A 14,502-nucleotide genomic window follows, 5' to 3' on the forward strand; every position below is an offset into this window, starting at 1 on the left:
CCGTCGAGCCCTCAAGGACGAGTTTACGGCGTGTCACTGGAGCAATATTGCCAATCGACACTGCACATGTTGTGAATCTTTTACGAAACTAACTTTGATGAATTGAATCTTCAACCTAATCCGGTTTAAATACGCCGATCACAGCGCCGGTGGCTTTTTCTGTCACCTTTTCATCGGTTTGCTGTTCACGGTAATCACACTCTGTGCATTCAACGGTTTCGATGCCGTTTTCTTTGTAGAGTAAAATGCTGTCTTTGGCGCTGCATTTTGGGCACTTAGCACCGGCTACGAAACGCTTTTTGATTTTAGTGTTTGTCATAATAGATAAAGGACCAGATAGCAGGGCCAAGGGACTCGGCCGAAGAAATTGCCGCTATTTTGCCACACTGATGATTGAATACCAGTGTTACCTGAAAGTATGAGGCCTTAGGTCGATGTGATGCGATTCGCTAAAGATCATCCTGAAAAGTCGAATAATTGTCCTAGTTATCGGGTCAGGCTGTGGTTTGATACGGGGTTGTACGCTATTATCTGTGCCCTGACGAATTTACGTTCTAACCAAGTTGTAGTTAATGATCAGCATCAACCAAGCGCAATTAATCCGTGGCAGCAAAACCCTGCTAGATGAGACCTCTCTCACGATTTATCCCGGCCATAAGGTCGGTTTAGTCGGTGCTAACGGCACAGGCAAATCTTCACTGCTCGCATTAATTTTAGGTCACTTAAGCCTAGATAAAGGTGAATTTAGTCTGCCTTCTGGCTGGCAAATTGCCACTGTGGCCCAAGAAACCCCTGCGCTCGACGTCTCGGCACTGGAATATGTGATCGATGGCGATAGCGAATATCGCCAATTAGAAACCCTATTACACAAGGCCCAAGAAGAGAACGACGGCAATGCCATCGCACTCTTACACGGCAAAATCGACGCTATCGGTGGTTATGCGATTCATTCGCGCGCGGGTTCATTGTTAGCGGGTCTGGGCTTTAGTGAAGCCGATCAAAGCAATCCAGTGAAAAGCTTTTCGGGCGGCTGGCGTATGCGCCTCAACTTAGCCCAAGCGTTACTGTGCCGCTCTGACTTATTGCTCCTCGACGAACCCACCAACCACTTAGACTTAGATACCATGTACTGGCTCGAAGGTTGGATTAAGTCCTATCAAGGCACGCTGATTTTAATCAGCCATGATAGGGACTTTATCGATGAAATCGTTGATGAAATCGTCCACGTTGAAAATCAAAAACTCAATTTCTACAAAGGCAATTACAGTGCCTTTGAGCGCATTCGTGCCGAACGTATGTCGCAGCAACAGGTTGCCTTCGAACGCCAACAAAAAGAACGTGCACACATGCAGTCCTTCGTTGACCGTTTCCGTTACAAGGCAAGTAAAGCCAAACAAGCGCAGAGCCGCTTAAAGGCACTAGAGCGCATGACTGAGTTGTTGCCGTCTCAAGCCGATAGCCCCTTTTATATGGAGTTTCGTGCTCCAGAAGCCCTACCCAATCCACTGATTAAAATGGAGCAAGTCGCGATCGGTTATAGCGATAAGCCAATCCTGAGCAAGGTGCATTTAAACTTAGTACCGGGTGCGCGTATTGGTTTGCTTGGCCGTAACGGCGCAGGTAAATCGACATTAATCAAGCTGTTATCGGGTCAGTTATCGCCAATGACAGGTTTGTATGAACCTAATCCTGGCGTCAATATCGGTTACTTTGCCCAGCATCAAATCGAATTTTTGCGCCTCGACGATACGCCGATGCAGCATTTAGTGCGTCTGGCGCCCAATGCCAGAGAGCAAGAACTACGCAACTTCTTAGGCGGTTTTGGTTTTAACGGCGATATGGCGCTCTCACCTGTACGGCCCTTTTCCGGCGGCGAGAAAGCCCGTTTAGTGTTGGCGCTATTAGTTTGGCAACGCCCTAACCTATTGCTGCTCGATGAACCCACCAACCATTTAGACTTAGAGATGCGCCACGCTCTGACAATGGCACTGCAAACCTTTGAAGGTGCTATGGTTGTCGTCTCGCATGATAGGCATTTACTGCGATTAACCTGTAGCGATTATTATCTGGTGGATCAAGGTGAAGTGCGCGCCTTCGACGGTGACTTAGACGATTATCACCAATGGTTGCTCGATGCGGCCAAAGCCAACTCGAATCAAAACAGCACCAGTGACGAGATCAAACCTGCCGCTGATAAAAAGCAGCAAAAACGCCTCGAGGCCGAAATCCGCCAAAAGGTATCGCCGCTCAAGCGTAAACAAACTAAGTTAGAAACCGAGCAGCAGAAGCTGAGCGAACGCCTCGCCGAGCTAGAACACTTGCTGGCCGATAGCGAATTGTATGATCAAGATAACAAAGCCAAGCTAACCTCGGTACTAACCGAACGAACGAGCTTGACGCAAACCTTAGAAGACAGTGAAATGCAATGGCTCGAGTTGCAAGAAGAGATAGATGCAATGGAACTTGAGGTCATGGAGCAACAATAACTCCAGCGTTCTTTTACATAAAAGTCAGTAGCAGCGGCAATACAAGGAAATAGTATGGCGGTTTTAACCCAGTTCGACAGTCAACTCTGGCAATGGTGTGATATGAGCTATGCGCAAAACAAAGCGCTCTGTCTCGAATTGCAAAATAGCTGTCAGGTGAACGTCAATCTACTGCTACTGGCGCAATATTTAGATATCACTATGGATGTGTCTGGGCCGCAGCAATACAGCACGGACCAATGGCAATCGCTGATGAGCGCTGTGGGTGAATGGGATGAAAGATTTCTCATGCCCTACCGCAAATTACGTAAACTCGCTAAGTCCAGCCTAAATGAGCAAGAGTATCAGCAGATGCTCGCCGTTGAGCTGATGATGGAACGTAAAGCGCAGCGAACCATCTTGAATAAACTCAATGAACTCAACCCAAGCGGCCAAACGACGAATCTGGTGAGCTACTTAAGCTTGTTTAGACTCAGTGAAATAGACGCCAACGAAATCGGCTTAATCGCGCCCTGACCTAGCCCAAACAAATCACGTTAAATCAAGCACAGCTAAGTTAGATCGAGCTCAATCAAATTAATACTATGATCATCTGAGCCGCTAACAGCTGCGGCCTTGTGAATAGCGTTGACAGTCATCCTTGATCACCAACCAGTTCAGCTGACTCTCAGTATAAATATGGTACTTAGGCTGAACTTGGTTAGCATCGTCCAGACTCGCTATGCTCAAGGTCAAATAATCGGGATATTGAGTATGTCGGTAGGTTAACGATGTACCGCATTGGTCACAAAATCCACGGCGAATAAGCTCGGACGATGCGAACTAAGTTACCAAACCTTTCAACCATCTAACTTGGCCTGTCTTAAAATCCATCCAAGCCCCAAATGCAGATCCCGTACTTTTTTGGCACGAACGGCAGTGGCAATAATCCGCATCGAAGGGTTCACCTTCAATCTGATAACTAATCGCGCCGCACAAGCAGCCGCCTTCCCGTAATCTCTTTTTAGGCATATACACTCCCATTTCCGACCAGCCGCAGACTTTATCGAGTAGTGCTCCATCAAGTAGCGCTTCATCTCGATAAAATAAACCGCTGCGATTTACCTTATCGAAATTAAGCCGCTACAAAAGAACGTTAATTAAGCGTCGATTTCTTGCTGTAACTTTTCCAGCTCATCCAAAATATGTAGAAATTTTTGGCCAAACTCAGTCACTTGATACTCGACACGCGGCGGCAGCTCGTTATAAATGACCTTATCTAAGATGCCAAATTCTATGTTCTTTTTTAAGCATTGATTCAATACCTTAGTTGAAAGACCTTCGACTGAGCGCACCATTTCCCCCGGTCTTTGTACCCCACTGGCCAACAGCTGATAAACCGTTAATGACCATTTACAACCATAAATCGTCTCGACCATACGGGCGGAACGCTCAGGGGGCGATTTGCGTGAAATAATTTTTTCATTGTTATTCATAAAGATGTACCAAAAAGTACCTGCCTTACCTATTTGTACTTACTGTTCAAACAGTTATTGAGTTCATAAGATTACCACCTTGATAATACTTAGGAGTAGAAAATGCAATTTAATACCTCAAATCTCGCCATTATTGTCGGTGGTAGCAGCGGCATAGGTTTCGAAACGGCCAAACAACTGGCCGAACAAGGCGTATCAGTGCTTATCGTCGGTAATCAGCAAGATAAACTCACCGCAGCCGTTGCTGCAATAAAACATGCCCATCCAGCAGCCGAGTTACGCGTCGACGGTTTTCAAGCCAACCTTTACCAAGCTGCGGATGTTCATCGGCTGATTGCGCACATTAGCCAGCTTGAGCAAAAGGTTGGCTACCTCGTCAATGCGGCGGGGTATTTCAATCCCAAATCCTTTATCGACCACTCAGAGGCTGATTACGATCTCTATATGGCGTTAAATAAAGCCCTATTCAAAATCACCCAAGCCGTAACCCACAAGATGATTGATGCGGGCGGTGGTAGTATAGTGAACATAGGTTCTATGTGGGCAAAACAAGCGGTTAAAGCCACACCTTCGTCAGCGTATTCCATGGCCAAAGCAGGATTACACGCATTAACCCAGCACTTAGCGATGGAACTGGCAGACAAGCATATTCGCGTCAACGCGGTTTCACCTGCCGTGGTGAATACGCCCATCTATAACGCTTTTATCCCAGAGGCAGAGCTAAACCAAGTGATTGAAAGCTTCAACGCTTTTCACCCGATTGGTCGAGTCGGCACGCCGAGCGATGTGGCGAACAGCATTTGTTTTCTTTTATCCAATGACACCAGCTGGGTGACCGGCGCGATTTGGGATGTTGATGGCGGCGTGATGGCTGGACGCAACTAATATTGCAGACAAAGCGAGTATGCTAGTGCGTAGCTAACGGTGCGCTTACTCAATTAGCACACTGTTAGCGCACTGTTAGCGCACTGTTAGCGCAGCAAGACGCAACGAACACAGTAAACAATCACTATTCTAAGTTAAGGTTAAATAAGGTCTAACACTATGCTCAATATGAACTTTAGCGAACGTGTCGTTATTGATACGCAGCAGCAACCCTGGTTGCCAAGTCCTGCTCAAGGCGTTTGGCGCAAACCACTCGAGCGGGAGGCTAAAGAATCAGGACACACCAGCAGCATAGTGAAATACGACGCGGGTTCGCAGTTTACGACCCACAAGCATCCGCTGGGCGAGGAAATCTTTGTGCTGGAGGGGGTATTTTCCGATGAAAACGGCGATTACCCCGCGGGCAGTTATCTTCGCCATCCGCCAGGGAGCCAACACGCACCGTTTAGCCAAGAAGGCTGCGTTATCTTAGTTAAACTCAATCAATTCAATCCGCGAGATCTTGATGTGGTCAAGATTAACACTCAGCAGACTCCTTGGTTACAAGGCATAGGCGGCTTACAAGTGATGCCGCTACATGAATTCGAGCATGAACATACTGCATTAGTGAAATGGCCTAAGGGTGAAACCTTTCAACCCCATCGACATTTTGGCGGCGAAGAAATATTGGTGTTATCGGGCAAGTTCCAAGATGAGCAAGGGGAATATCCGCGCCACACTTGGATACGCAGTCCGCACATGAGCGGTCATTTTCCTTTTGTCGAAGAGGAAACCATTATCTTAGTGAAAACAGGACATTTACCCATTAGCACGATTCAGCCCTAACCCACAGCGAGCATGGTCTTAGGCTACATACATTTCTGCAGCATAAATTACTTCTGCATAAGTTGCGGCAAAATACGTTTCTGCAGCTGAGCTATCTGCAAGTAATCTTCTGCATCAGAATCATCGGCTAAGGTAACATCACCCTTTGCCGTCGGTGAGTTTTTGTGCAAGTGCGGTGGCATTACGTGCTGTGATGCCATAAATCGACAGCTGCGGGTTAGCGCCAAGGCTGGTCGGGAAGATAGACCCATCCATTACAGACAGATTTTCTAAATAGTGCGACTGGCCATAACTGTTGACCATAGAAAGCTTTTCATCTTCGCCGAAGGGACAACCGCCCATCACATGGGCCGATGCGACGATAGTACGCAGTGGCGCGAGTGACATCTGCGCAATGCTCTCTTTGGCGTCTTTCCACGAGGATAAGTAAGGCATACCATCGCTGATCGGCAACACTTTTAATGCGCCCGCCGAGAATTGTAACTCCGCCATACTGGCAAAAGCGCGTCTCGCGGCCCGCCAAAAGGCATCGGTCAGCGGATAATCTAGGGTAAATCCCTTAGGGGTTAAGTGCACTTCACCGCCCTGACTGTCGGGATGATAACCATCGCGGATCAAGGCAATCGTCACTTGCAACTGATTGAACTGCGCCATTAACTCGGCATGACTCGCGCCATAACCTAAGGTTTTAGAGGCGATTAAAATCGGATGCACCGGTGGCACTTCGAGTTTATAACCGAGCTCACCATCGGCGTCATTCTTCCACACAAATTCATCGGAATAGATAGATTGCGGCGCGCCGCTATGGCCATTGATCGAATCGGCAAACACGCCGCCGGATAACAAAGTCGGATGTAAAAAAGTACGTTTACCCAAAAGTTTGTGGGGATCGGGCACCTGCGAGCGCATCAAAATCGTCGGCGTATGGATAGCGCCCGCACTCAAAATATAATGTTTAGCCTTAAATAACAGCTCAACGTTAGTGGGTCGTAAATTCACATCCAACGCCTGCGCCTTTAACGCAAACACTTGACCGTTATGGTGCTCAATCTTAGTCACTTTAGCACGGCTAATCAGCTGCGCGCCTTTCTCAAGTGCCGAGGGAATCGTGGTCACTAACATAGATTGCTTCGCATTGACCGGACAACCCATGCCGCAATAGCCAGTATTCCAACAACCCGCCACATTGCGTTTAATGACTGTGTATTCCCAGCCAAGATTGATACAACCTTGCTTCAGGGCGGCATTATTACGGTTAGGCTCATAGTTCCATTCATGGATATTGAGCCGCTGCTCCATTTGCTCAAACCAAGGGTCTAAGCTCTCGCGATTAAGCCCTGCAACCGACTTATGTTGCGCCCAAAAAGCTAACGCCTCGGTCGGCGTGCGAATAGAAGTGGTCCAGTTAACTGTGGTTGAGCCACCGACTGCGCGGCCTTGAAAAATCCCAATCGCCTTGTCGGCGGTTTTCATCGCCGCGGCTTGTTGATACAAGTTGGGATAAGCAACCCGCTCTTCCATATTAAAATCGCTGGAGGATTTTAGCGGCCCCGCCTCAATCATGATCACGCTTAGCCCTGCTTGGGTGAGGATTTCGGCCGCCACACCGCCGCCAGCACCCGTGCCGACAATAATCACATCGGCTTCAAACTGTTGGTTTTCTTGCAATTGGCTCGCGTCGGTATGTAACCAACCTGAGTTTAAACCATTCACTATAGGATCTATGACTGCCAACTTGAGTGCTCCACTGTCGCGGGTAAGATGCTTATTATTGGACGTTTTATTCGGTTACAAACGGGCGAGCTATTTGAACAGTTCAGGTTTGGCATAATGCAGGCGGCTCCAGTGTTCAGGGCAAGCGTAGTAACTGGCCATCACTAATTCCCGCAACCCGAGATAAGCGGTTTGTAATAGCGCAAAATAACTGTGGCGCCAGGTTTCTAGCATTTCAGTTAACTCGGCGGGAGAGCGCATCAATAACGGTGTCATGCTTGAGGTCAGTACGAGTAAGCCGAGGCGATTTTCGAGCATATCGAGCAGTTCAAATAACTCGGTTTGCAGCTCCTCGGGTAGCACAGAAATGGACTGTTTGATGGCATCTAAAGTGCGATTTTGCGCCGCGAGCTTGTGAGTTGCCACATCGGGCAAAGCGCCGTCGAGCATCACAGGTAAAAGCACGCTAAACAACAAACGATAATCTTTGCCTTCGCTGTCCTCGGGCAAACTAAACTCAGGAGAATAAAGATTGACCCCTAAGGCTAACGCCGCCGTACCGGCAAACGCGCCCATCAAAAAGGTTCGTCGCTTCATCTCTATCTCCTAAATATCAATCTAAATGTCGGCCTAAATATCAGCATAAAAAACAATTGTGCTACACTGCCCACGCGTTTATATCCAAGCGACCTCAAAATAAGAATTTCAGCATTTTGAAGTCGCTTGGATATAAATTAAACACACGTTTTAATTTTCAGCAATAGCCGATACCAAGATAAACACCCATGCCAAATTCCTTTATGCCACCTTGGTGGGCCAAGAGCCCCCATGTACAAACGATTTTACCCGTATTCACTAAAGTGGCCAAACCAGCATTACAGCGGCAGCGCTTAGAATTACCCGATGGCGATTTCATCGATTTAGATTGGCAGGATGTTCCGCAGTCCGGCAAACCGATAGTGGTGATCATCCACGGCTTAGAAGGCAGCGCTCAGTCCCATTATGCAAGACGGATACTGCAAGCCTGCAAAGAACAGCAACTCGCAGCCGTGGTGCACCATCACAGAAGTTGTTCGGGTGAGGCCAATCGCCTCGCGCGAAGTTATCACAGTGGTGACACGGACGATTTACAGTTTAGTCTATCGACACTGAAAAGCGCGTATCCGCAATCGCCCTTATTAGCCGTAGGTTACAGTTTAGGCGGCAATGTGCTGACTAAGTATCAGGGCGAATATCAGGATGACAGTTTATTAGCCCGCGCTGTGGTTGTCTCGGCGCCGCTGCAATTATCGGCCTGCGCTAAACGCTTAGAAAATGGTTTTTCGAAAGTATATCAAAGCTATTTAATCAAACAGTTACAGCAAAAAATCAGCCATAAATTAAACGATCCCGACTTAGCCCTCTCTATGCCGCTGAACCAGTTGCAGATCGACCGTTTAAATACCTTCTATGATTTTGACGATAAAGTCACAGCGCCATTGCACGGCTTTGACGGCGTAGACGATTACTATACGCGTGCCAGTGGTTTACCCTTTGTCAGCCGCATTACTAAACCGACGCTTATCATCCATGCCAAGGACGATCCCTTTATGACAGATGAAGTGATCCCCCAGCCAAACCAATTATCGGGTTATGTAGAATACGAACTGCATCCCTATGGCGGCCACGTCGGCTTTATCGAAGGCGGTACACCTTGGAAACCACGCTTCTATCTTGAACGACGGATTTTGCACTTTTTACTCGGCGATCAAAGTGTTGACCCACTTAGCGTAGACCCCATCAACGGCGACAATATTCTCCAAGGAAGCACCGATGCTCATTCCCTATGAAACCCTGTTACAACTCCCCAAGGAAACGCTCGCCAATTTGATCCGCGAATATCTCTTCGGTCAAGTGGAGGATGGCAGCTTTGCCAGTCTCGATGAGCAGGAACTGGCGCAGGCGATAGTCCAATGTCAACAAGCACTTAAACAAGGTAAGCTGAAATTAGAATACAGTGAAGACGATGAGTCCTTCGCGATACGCTCGGCGGATCAAATAGCACAGCAGCAAGATTGACCAGCCCTACCTCTGTACCGTATAAATAGTACTCGCGTTTTTATCGCTTCCCCATAAGCGGCTCTTTTGGTTCCTAGCTAGGTAGAAAAAATGTCAGCAAAACATCCCATTATTGCAGTTACAGGCTCATCAGGTGCGGGAACTACCACCACCACGACAGCCTTTAGCCATATTTTTCGCCAACTCGGGATCAACGCCGCCTTTGTCGAAGGCGACAGCTTTCATCATTTTACCCGCGCTGAAATGGAAGTGATGATCCGCAAATCCCAAGCTGAAAACCGCAACCTCAGCTATTTTGGCCCAGAGGCCAATAACTTTGCCCGCTTGGAACAATGCTTTCGAGATTACAGCGCCACAGGCCAAGGCGAAACCCGCAGCTATTTACACACCTTCGATGAGGCCGTGCCTTTTAACCAAATGCCCGGCACTTTTACCCAATGGCGCCCGCTACCTGAGAATACCGACATGCTCTACTACGAAGGCCTGCATGGCGGCGTGATGACTGGTGATGCCAATGTCGCCCAGCATGTGGATTTGCTGATCGGCATGGTGCCGATAGTCAACTTAGAGTGGATCCAAAAAATTATCCGTGACACTTCTGAGCGCGGCCATAGCCGTGAAAAAGTCATGGGGTCAATTGTGCGCAGCATGGATGACTATATTAAGCACATGACGCCGCAGTTCTCCCGCACTCATATTAACTTTCAGCGGGTGCCAACGGTCGATACATCTAACCCCTTTAGCGCCAAAGATATTCCGAGCTTAGACGAGAGCTTTGTAGTGATCCGCTTTCGCGGCATCAATAACGTCGACTTCCCTTATTACCTCAATATGATCCAAGGATCATTTATGTCACGGGTCAACACCTTAGTCGTGCCCGGCGGTAAAATGTCGCTGGCGATGGAGCTTATCCTCACGCCTTTGATTAAAGATTTGATGGAAAAACGCCAGCAACTCAATACTCCCGAAGCAAACTAAAACTTTGCGAATGGGGGGCGAATTTAACGAAAGGCTAAGGAAATAAAGTCTTTTTTTGCAATAGATTAAGTTTGATTTAAGCCATTAGCGCTAATCTTATCGGCATCGGGATTTCAGGCGAAAGAACGATAGTTGGCATACTCTTGGGAGTTAATTCCCCCATCTTGATCTGTTGATTTCCTTGAGTATGTCAGCAACCTCTTATGAACAGTTAATTCCACATCCATGCTTGATCTGTTGATTTCCTTGAGTATGTCAGCAACCTTATCTTAAACTCTAAGTCTTCAGAGTTAATTCCACATCCATACTTGATCTGTTGATTTCCTTGAGTATGTCAGCAACCTTTAAGTCTTCAGCGTTACTTCCACATCCATGCTTGATCTGTTGATTTCCTTGAGTGTGTCAGCAACCTTTAAGTCTTCAGCGTTAATTCCGCATTCATGCTTGATCTGTTGATTTCCTTGAGTATGTCAGCAACCTCTTATGAAGAATTAATTCCACATCCATGCTTGATCTGTTGATTCCCTCGGGTATGTCAGCAACCTTTTTAATATCACTTTATATAAGTTAATTCCGCATTCATGCTTGATCCAGCCTGTATTTTAAACTGATTTTCTACGCACGAGATTCTTGTACATCACCATGCACTCTAAAGCTATGCCTCTAGGCGAGCAGTAGATGGATTCCTCTTCTAAACCTTCACCACCAAAACCACAGTGGCGATAAAAATCCACCGCATTCAAAGTCGATTCCAACCTCAGCTGAGCAATGCCCTGATTAAAAGACATGGTTTCAATAAATTGCAGCAGCACTTTACCGACACCTAGCCCCATAGCATCGGGGGAAACAAACAAGGCTTCTAACTGGGCATAGGGTTCATCCAACATGACAGTGCCGACCACAGTCTTAAGCTGCGACTCGTCAGAGGACAACTCTGCCACATAAAAATGTGCATCGACAATACGACTAAATTGCTCGGTCAGTTCGCCTTCGGTCCAAATAAACAGATCGCCTACATCATAAAATCCGGCGCAGCCTTTATTGATGGCTGCATTGCGGATATCCCAGCAGGCCTGAGCATCCGCTTTCGTTGCTTTTCGTATAGTTATCATCATGTTTTCCAATTAAAAATGCTCAGCCATAACATGCCATGAAGCCGCTAAAACGCCAAGTAAACGAGTGTTCTCATCTTTCAACCAATAAAAAACCGCCCGTAGGCGGTTTTAATCAAAGCTACAGAATCTTAATGGATCTTAGCTAACATATCTGATTTAGTCTTAGCGCTAGGCTTAGCCTTTAATCAATTCACTAATAGTCAATACGCCATGGGTCGTTGCACCCGCGCCCCACATGGCAGAAGCTGAATCTTCAAAAGCGCCCGCTAAATCAACGTGCAACCATTTAGCTTCTGGTGAAACAAAGCGCCATAGGAAACCAGCCGCATTAGAAGCACCACCAGCACCGCCGCCTTTCATTGCGCGGCTGTTGGCTGTGTCAGCATAAGCAGATGGACACATTTCTTTGTGCCAAGGATCCAGCGGCAGCGGCCATACGCGCTCGGCAACACTTGTGGCTTTTTGCTGGGCCAGTTGCAACACATCAATCTGTGGCGAGAAAATCGCGTTGTAGTTAGAACCCACCGCCATCACAGCGGCGCCTGTAAGGGTCGCTGCATCGATAATAAAAGGTGCGCCTGTCGCAGAAGCAGCTTGCAGACCATCGGCCAACACTAGGCGCCCTTCCGCATCTGTGTTCACCACTTCAACTGTTACACCATTTTTGTAGGTCAGAATATCACCTAACTTATAAGCACGGCCGCTGATCAAGTTTTCAGCACAACATAAGAAGAGCTTAACCCGTTTGTTTAGGCCAGATTTGATTGCTAAACCGAGCGCGGCAGTCACAGTCGCCGCGCCGCCCATATCGCATTTCATACCTAACATGCCTTCAGAGGCTTTGATGCTGTAACCGCCAGAATCAAAAGTTATCCCTTTACCCACAAGCGCCACAGACACGGGTGCATCGGCGGCTAATGGGTTGAAGTCTAATTCTAACATTGCTGGTGGACGCTCACTGCCGCGGCCCACTGCATGGATACCAATCCACTGTTCTTCCAGCAGCGCTTCGCCTTCGATAATCCGATAACTTACCTTGTCGCCACCAACGTCAGCCAACCATTTTGCTGCTTGTTGGGCAAGCTTCACTGGCGACAGATTTTCAGGCGTATCGTTGATCAGTTGACGGGCAAAGGTTGCCACATCGAGTCTGCGCTGCAATTCGGCTTGTACAGCTTCATCACCACACCAATGGATTTGATAACCAGGTTTTGCCGTCGCGAAACCTTGGGCAAACACCCATTGGCTATTGAGATCCCAAAACTGCCCAGCTAATTCCACACTGCTAATGCCTTGGCTGCGCAGTTTACGGGCCGCCATTTGAATTTGGCGTAGCTCATCGCCACCTGCTAAATGAATTTGCGCACCGTCGGCAGTATAAGTCACATCAGCCTTGCCCCAGTGGGCGGCTGGTGCTTCTTTGGTTAATTGCACTTTCATTAATTCTGTTACTTTTAGTTCACTCATTAGGGATCCTTATTTTTCGATTCGTTTTAGAACAATCAGAACAAACTTTATGGCGGCAGTTTACTGCTAGCAGACGATGACGCAAAGCGATTGGCTGAAGTTACTCAGGTAAAATCTGTAAACATTTGCGAAATTTGCTAGGCTTTGCGGCCTAGAACAGCCGAGATAGGTCTACCGATGGAATTTACACCGCCACTACAACAGAGCATTTTATTGCGCCGCTATAAGCGTTTTCTGGCCGATGTGCAGCTAAGCGATGGCAGTGAGATCACCCTACATTGCCCCAATACCGGCTCTATGCGTAATTGCCTGTATCCCGGTGAAACCGTGTGGTTTTCTACCTCTGATAACCCTAAACGTAAATATGCCCATACCTGGGAACTGATGACCACGCCCAATGCTGGCTTAATCGGTATCCACTCGGGTCAGGCCAACACCTTAGCCGAAGAAGCCATCAATAAAGGTATCATTACTGAACTAACGGGTTATGACAGCCTAAGCCGTGAAGTCAAATACGGTGATGAAAATAGTCGCATCGATATCCTGCTACAGGGTGCTCAAAAACCCGCCTGTTATATAGAAGTCAAAAGTTGTACTTTGCTCGAGGATGGCCAAGGTTATTTTCCTGATGCTGTAAGCCTACGAGGTCAAAAACATTTACGTGAATTGATGCACATGGTCAGCCAAGGCCACAGAGCCGTATTGCTGTTTGTGGTGCAGCACAGTGACATATTCAGTGTTGCCCCCGCAGCACATATCGACCCTGAATATGCTAAGTTACTGAAAAAAGCAGTGTTAGCTGGAGTTGAAGTCCTTGCCTATCGCTGTGAAATGTCCCCGACTGAGATTCACCTAGCCCAAGCCTGTGTTGTCCGAGTATGATGTTAAGGCTGAGTTAAATTTGATTTCATTTGAATTAGCGAACATAGTCAAAAAATTCAATCAAAGCAGAATGAAAAGTTTGCCTCGATGTGAAGATTCTGCTATAGATAGCGGCCGTTCTTAAGGACGCCCTACAAACGCAAATGATTACAGGAGATGCGTTATGCCTGAAGGCACCAAAAAACTTGGCGTACTCGCTATCGCAGGTGTAAATCCTTACCAGGAAAAACCGGGTGAGGAGTATATGAACGCTAAGCAACTGGGTCACTTCAAGACAATTCTTGAAGCTTGGCGCAATCAGTTGCGTGAAGAGGTCGACCGTACTCTTAGCCACATGCAGGACGAAGCCGCAAACTTTCCCGATCCTGTTGACCGTGCAGCACAAGAAGAAGAGTTCAGCCTCGAACTTCGTGCTCGCGATAGAGAACGTAAGCTGATCAAAAAAATCGAAAAAACACTGCAAAAAATTGAAGAAGACGATTTCGGCTTCTGTGATTCTTGCGGTATCGAAATCGGCATCCGCCGTCTCGAAGCGCGTCCAACAGCCGATCAATGCATCGACTGTAAAACGCTTGCAGAGATCAAAGAGAAACAAATGGCTGGTTAATCAAGCATACT

15 protein-coding genes and 1 pseudogene are annotated in these 14,502 nt (G+C 47.4%); 9 read left to right on the forward strand and 7 right to left on the reverse strand.

The features are described 5' to 3' along the window. Positions 1 to 115: 115 nt before the first annotated feature. Positions 116 to 319, reverse strand: coding sequence for a YheV family putative zinc ribbon protein (locus tag Q4Q52_RS18965; RefSeq protein ID WP_012088350.1), 204 nt, complete (start codon positions 317 to 319; stop codon positions 116 to 118). A gap of 253 nt (positions 320 to 572) precedes the next feature. Between Q4Q52_RS18965 and Q4Q52_RS18970 the strand changes: the two genes are divergently transcribed. Next, on the forward strand, positions 573 to 2,486 hold the full coding sequence (locus Q4Q52_RS18970) for an ABC transporter ATP-binding protein (protein ID WP_311991355.1): 1,914 nt from the start codon (positions 573 to 575) through the stop codon (positions 2,484 to 2,486). Positions 2,487 to 2,540: 54 nt separating this feature from the next. Beyond that, the gene (locus Q4Q52_RS18975; RefSeq protein WP_311988083.1) at positions 2,541 to 3,002 is read left to right on the forward strand and encodes a TIGR02444 family protein; all 462 of its coding nucleotides are present in this window, start codon (positions 2,541 to 2,543) and stop codon (positions 3,000 to 3,002) included. A gap of 84 nt (positions 3,003 to 3,086) precedes the next feature. Here Q4Q52_RS18975 and Q4Q52_RS18980 read toward each other — a convergent pair. After that, positions 3,087 to 3,497, reverse strand: a pseudogene (locus Q4Q52_RS18980) (GFA family protein). Positions 3,498 to 3,625: 128 nt separating this feature from the next. Further along, a complete protein-coding gene (locus tag Q4Q52_RS18985) occupies positions 3,626 to 3,961 on the reverse strand; it encodes a helix-turn-helix domain-containing protein (protein ID WP_006082956.1) in 336 nt (111 codons plus the stop codon). 102 nt (positions 3,962 to 4,063) lie between these two features. On the opposite strand from Q4Q52_RS18985, the gene Q4Q52_RS18990 reads away from it, so the two are divergent. Together Q4Q52_RS18990 and Q4Q52_RS18995 are read left to right on the forward strand one after the other, a co-directional pair. Continuing rightward, positions 4,064 to 4,846 (forward strand): SDR family oxidoreductase, encoded by a 783-nt coding sequence (locus Q4Q52_RS18990; RefSeq protein WP_311991356.1) that lies wholly within the window; start codon positions 4,064 to 4,066, stop codon positions 4,844 to 4,846. Positions 4,847 to 5,005: 159 nt separating this feature from the next. Further along, positions 5,006 to 5,671: a cupin domain-containing protein gene (locus Q4Q52_RS18995; RefSeq protein WP_311991357.1), complete on the forward strand. Its 666-nt coding sequence runs from the start codon at positions 5,006 to 5,008 to the stop codon at positions 5,669 to 5,671. A 138-nt stretch (positions 5,672 to 5,809) separates the two neighbouring features. On the opposite strand, the gene Q4Q52_RS19000 is transcribed toward Q4Q52_RS18995, so the two are convergent. Next, positions 5,810 to 7,405: a GMC family oxidoreductase gene (locus Q4Q52_RS19000; protein ID WP_311900746.1), complete on the reverse strand. Its 1,596-nt coding sequence runs from the start codon at positions 7,403 to 7,405 to the stop codon at positions 5,810 to 5,812. Between the two features lie 69 nt (positions 7,406 to 7,474). Beyond that, positions 7,475 to 7,981 (reverse strand): TAT leader-containing periplasmic protein, encoded by a 507-nt coding sequence (locus Q4Q52_RS19005; protein ID WP_311991358.1) that lies wholly within the window; start codon positions 7,979 to 7,981, stop codon positions 7,475 to 7,477. 188 nt (positions 7,982 to 8,169) lie between these two features. On the opposite strand from Q4Q52_RS19005, the gene Q4Q52_RS19010 reads away from it, so the two are divergent. The 3 genes from Q4Q52_RS19010 to Q4Q52_RS19020 all read left to right on the forward strand — a co-directional run bounded on the left by Q4Q52_RS19010 (position 8,170) and on the right by Q4Q52_RS19020 (position 10,420). Further along, on the forward strand, positions 8,170 to 9,213 hold the full coding sequence (locus Q4Q52_RS19010) for a hydrolase (protein WP_311991359.1): 1,044 nt from the start codon (positions 8,170 to 8,172) through the stop codon (positions 9,211 to 9,213). After that, positions 9,197 to 9,442, forward strand: coding sequence for a YheU family protein (locus Q4Q52_RS19015; RefSeq protein ID WP_006085983.1), 246 nt, complete (start codon positions 9,197 to 9,199; stop codon positions 9,440 to 9,442). Before Q4Q52_RS19010 ends, Q4Q52_RS19015 begins: the two co-directional genes overlap by 17 nt. Positions 9,443 to 9,532: 90 nt before the next feature. Then, on the forward strand, positions 9,533 to 10,420 hold the full coding sequence (locus Q4Q52_RS19020; RefSeq protein ID WP_311991360.1) for a phosphoribulokinase: 888 nt from the start codon (positions 9,533 to 9,535) through the stop codon (positions 10,418 to 10,420). Positions 10,421 to 11,022: 602 nt separating this feature from the next. Here the strand turns inward: Q4Q52_RS19020 and Q4Q52_RS19025 are convergent. Both Q4Q52_RS19025 and pepB read right to left on the reverse strand, forming a co-directional pair. Beyond that, positions 11,023 to 11,532 (reverse strand): GNAT family N-acetyltransferase, encoded by a 510-nt coding sequence (locus tag Q4Q52_RS19025; protein WP_311991361.1) that lies wholly within the window; start codon positions 11,530 to 11,532, stop codon positions 11,023 to 11,025. A gap of 177 nt (positions 11,533 to 11,709) precedes the next feature. After that, positions 11,710 to 13,002 (reverse strand): aminopeptidase PepB, encoded by a 1,293-nt coding sequence (pepB, locus tag Q4Q52_RS19030; protein WP_311991362.1) that lies wholly within the window; start codon positions 13,000 to 13,002, stop codon positions 11,710 to 11,712. 177 nt (positions 13,003 to 13,179) lie between these two features. Between pepB and sfsA the strand changes: the two genes are divergently transcribed. Beyond that, positions 13,180 to 13,884, forward strand: coding sequence for a DNA/RNA nuclease SfsA (sfsA, locus tag Q4Q52_RS19035; RefSeq protein ID WP_311991363.1), 705 nt, complete (start codon positions 13,180 to 13,182; stop codon positions 13,882 to 13,884). A 163-nt stretch (positions 13,885 to 14,047) separates the two neighbouring features. Further along, positions 14,048 to 14,491 carry an RNA polymerase-binding protein DksA gene (gene dksA, locus Q4Q52_RS19040; RefSeq protein WP_006082967.1) on the forward strand — a complete coding sequence of 148 codons (444 nt, stop codon included), beginning with the start codon at positions 14,048 to 14,050 and terminating at the stop codon, positions 14,489 to 14,491. Positions 14,492 to 14,502 lie beyond the last annotated feature (11 nt).

The organism is Shewanella sp. SP1S2-4 (assembly GCF_031932075.1).
GTDB classification, from domain to species: domain Bacteria; phylum Pseudomonadota; class Gammaproteobacteria; order Enterobacterales; family Shewanellaceae; genus Shewanella; species Shewanella baltica.

Coding starts and splice junctions, on each gene's coding strand:
- Q4Q52_RS18965 (WP_012088350.1), bottom strand. CDS start 319: ATGACAAACACTAAAATCAAAAAGCGTTTCGTAGCCGGTGCTAAGTGC.
- Q4Q52_RS18970 (WP_311991355.1), top strand. CDS start 573: ATGATCAGCATCAACCAAGCGCAATTAATCCGTGGCAGCAAAACCCTG.
- Q4Q52_RS18975 (WP_311988083.1), top strand. CDS start 2,541: ATGGCGGTTTTAACCCAGTTCGACAGTCAACTCTGGCAATGGTGTGAT.
- Q4Q52_RS18985 (WP_006082956.1), bottom strand. CDS start 3,961: ATGAATAACAATGAAAAAATTATTTCACGCAAATCGCCCCCTGAGCGT.
- Q4Q52_RS18990 (WP_311991356.1), top strand. CDS start 4,064: ATGCAATTTAATACCTCAAATCTCGCCATTATTGTCGGTGGTAGCAGC.
- Q4Q52_RS18995 (WP_311991357.1), top strand. CDS start 5,006: ATGCTCAATATGAACTTTAGCGAACGTGTCGTTATTGATACGCAGCAG.
- Q4Q52_RS19005 (WP_311991358.1), bottom strand. CDS start 7,981: ATGAAGCGACGAACCTTTTTGATGGGCGCGTTTGCCGGTACGGCGGCG.
- Q4Q52_RS19010 (WP_311991359.1), top strand. CDS start 8,170: ATGCCAAATTCCTTTATGCCACCTTGGTGGGCCAAGAGCCCCCATGTA.
- Q4Q52_RS19015 (WP_006085983.1), top strand. CDS start 9,197: ATGCTCATTCCCTATGAAACCCTGTTACAACTCCCCAAGGAAACGCTC.
- Q4Q52_RS19020 (WP_311991360.1), top strand. CDS start 9,533: ATGTCAGCAAAACATCCCATTATTGCAGTTACAGGCTCATCAGGTGCG.
- Q4Q52_RS19025 (WP_311991361.1), bottom strand. CDS start 11,532: ATGATAACTATACGAAAAGCAACGAAAGCGGATGCTCAGGCCTGCTGG.
- pepB (WP_311991362.1), bottom strand. CDS start 13,002: ATGAGTGAACTAAAAGTAACAGAATTAATGAAAGTGCAATTAACCAAA.
- sfsA (WP_311991363.1), top strand. CDS start 13,180: ATGGAATTTACACCGCCACTACAACAGAGCATTTTATTGCGCCGCTAT.
- dksA (WP_006082967.1), top strand. CDS start 14,048: ATGCCTGAAGGCACCAAAAAACTTGGCGTACTCGCTATCGCAGGTGTA.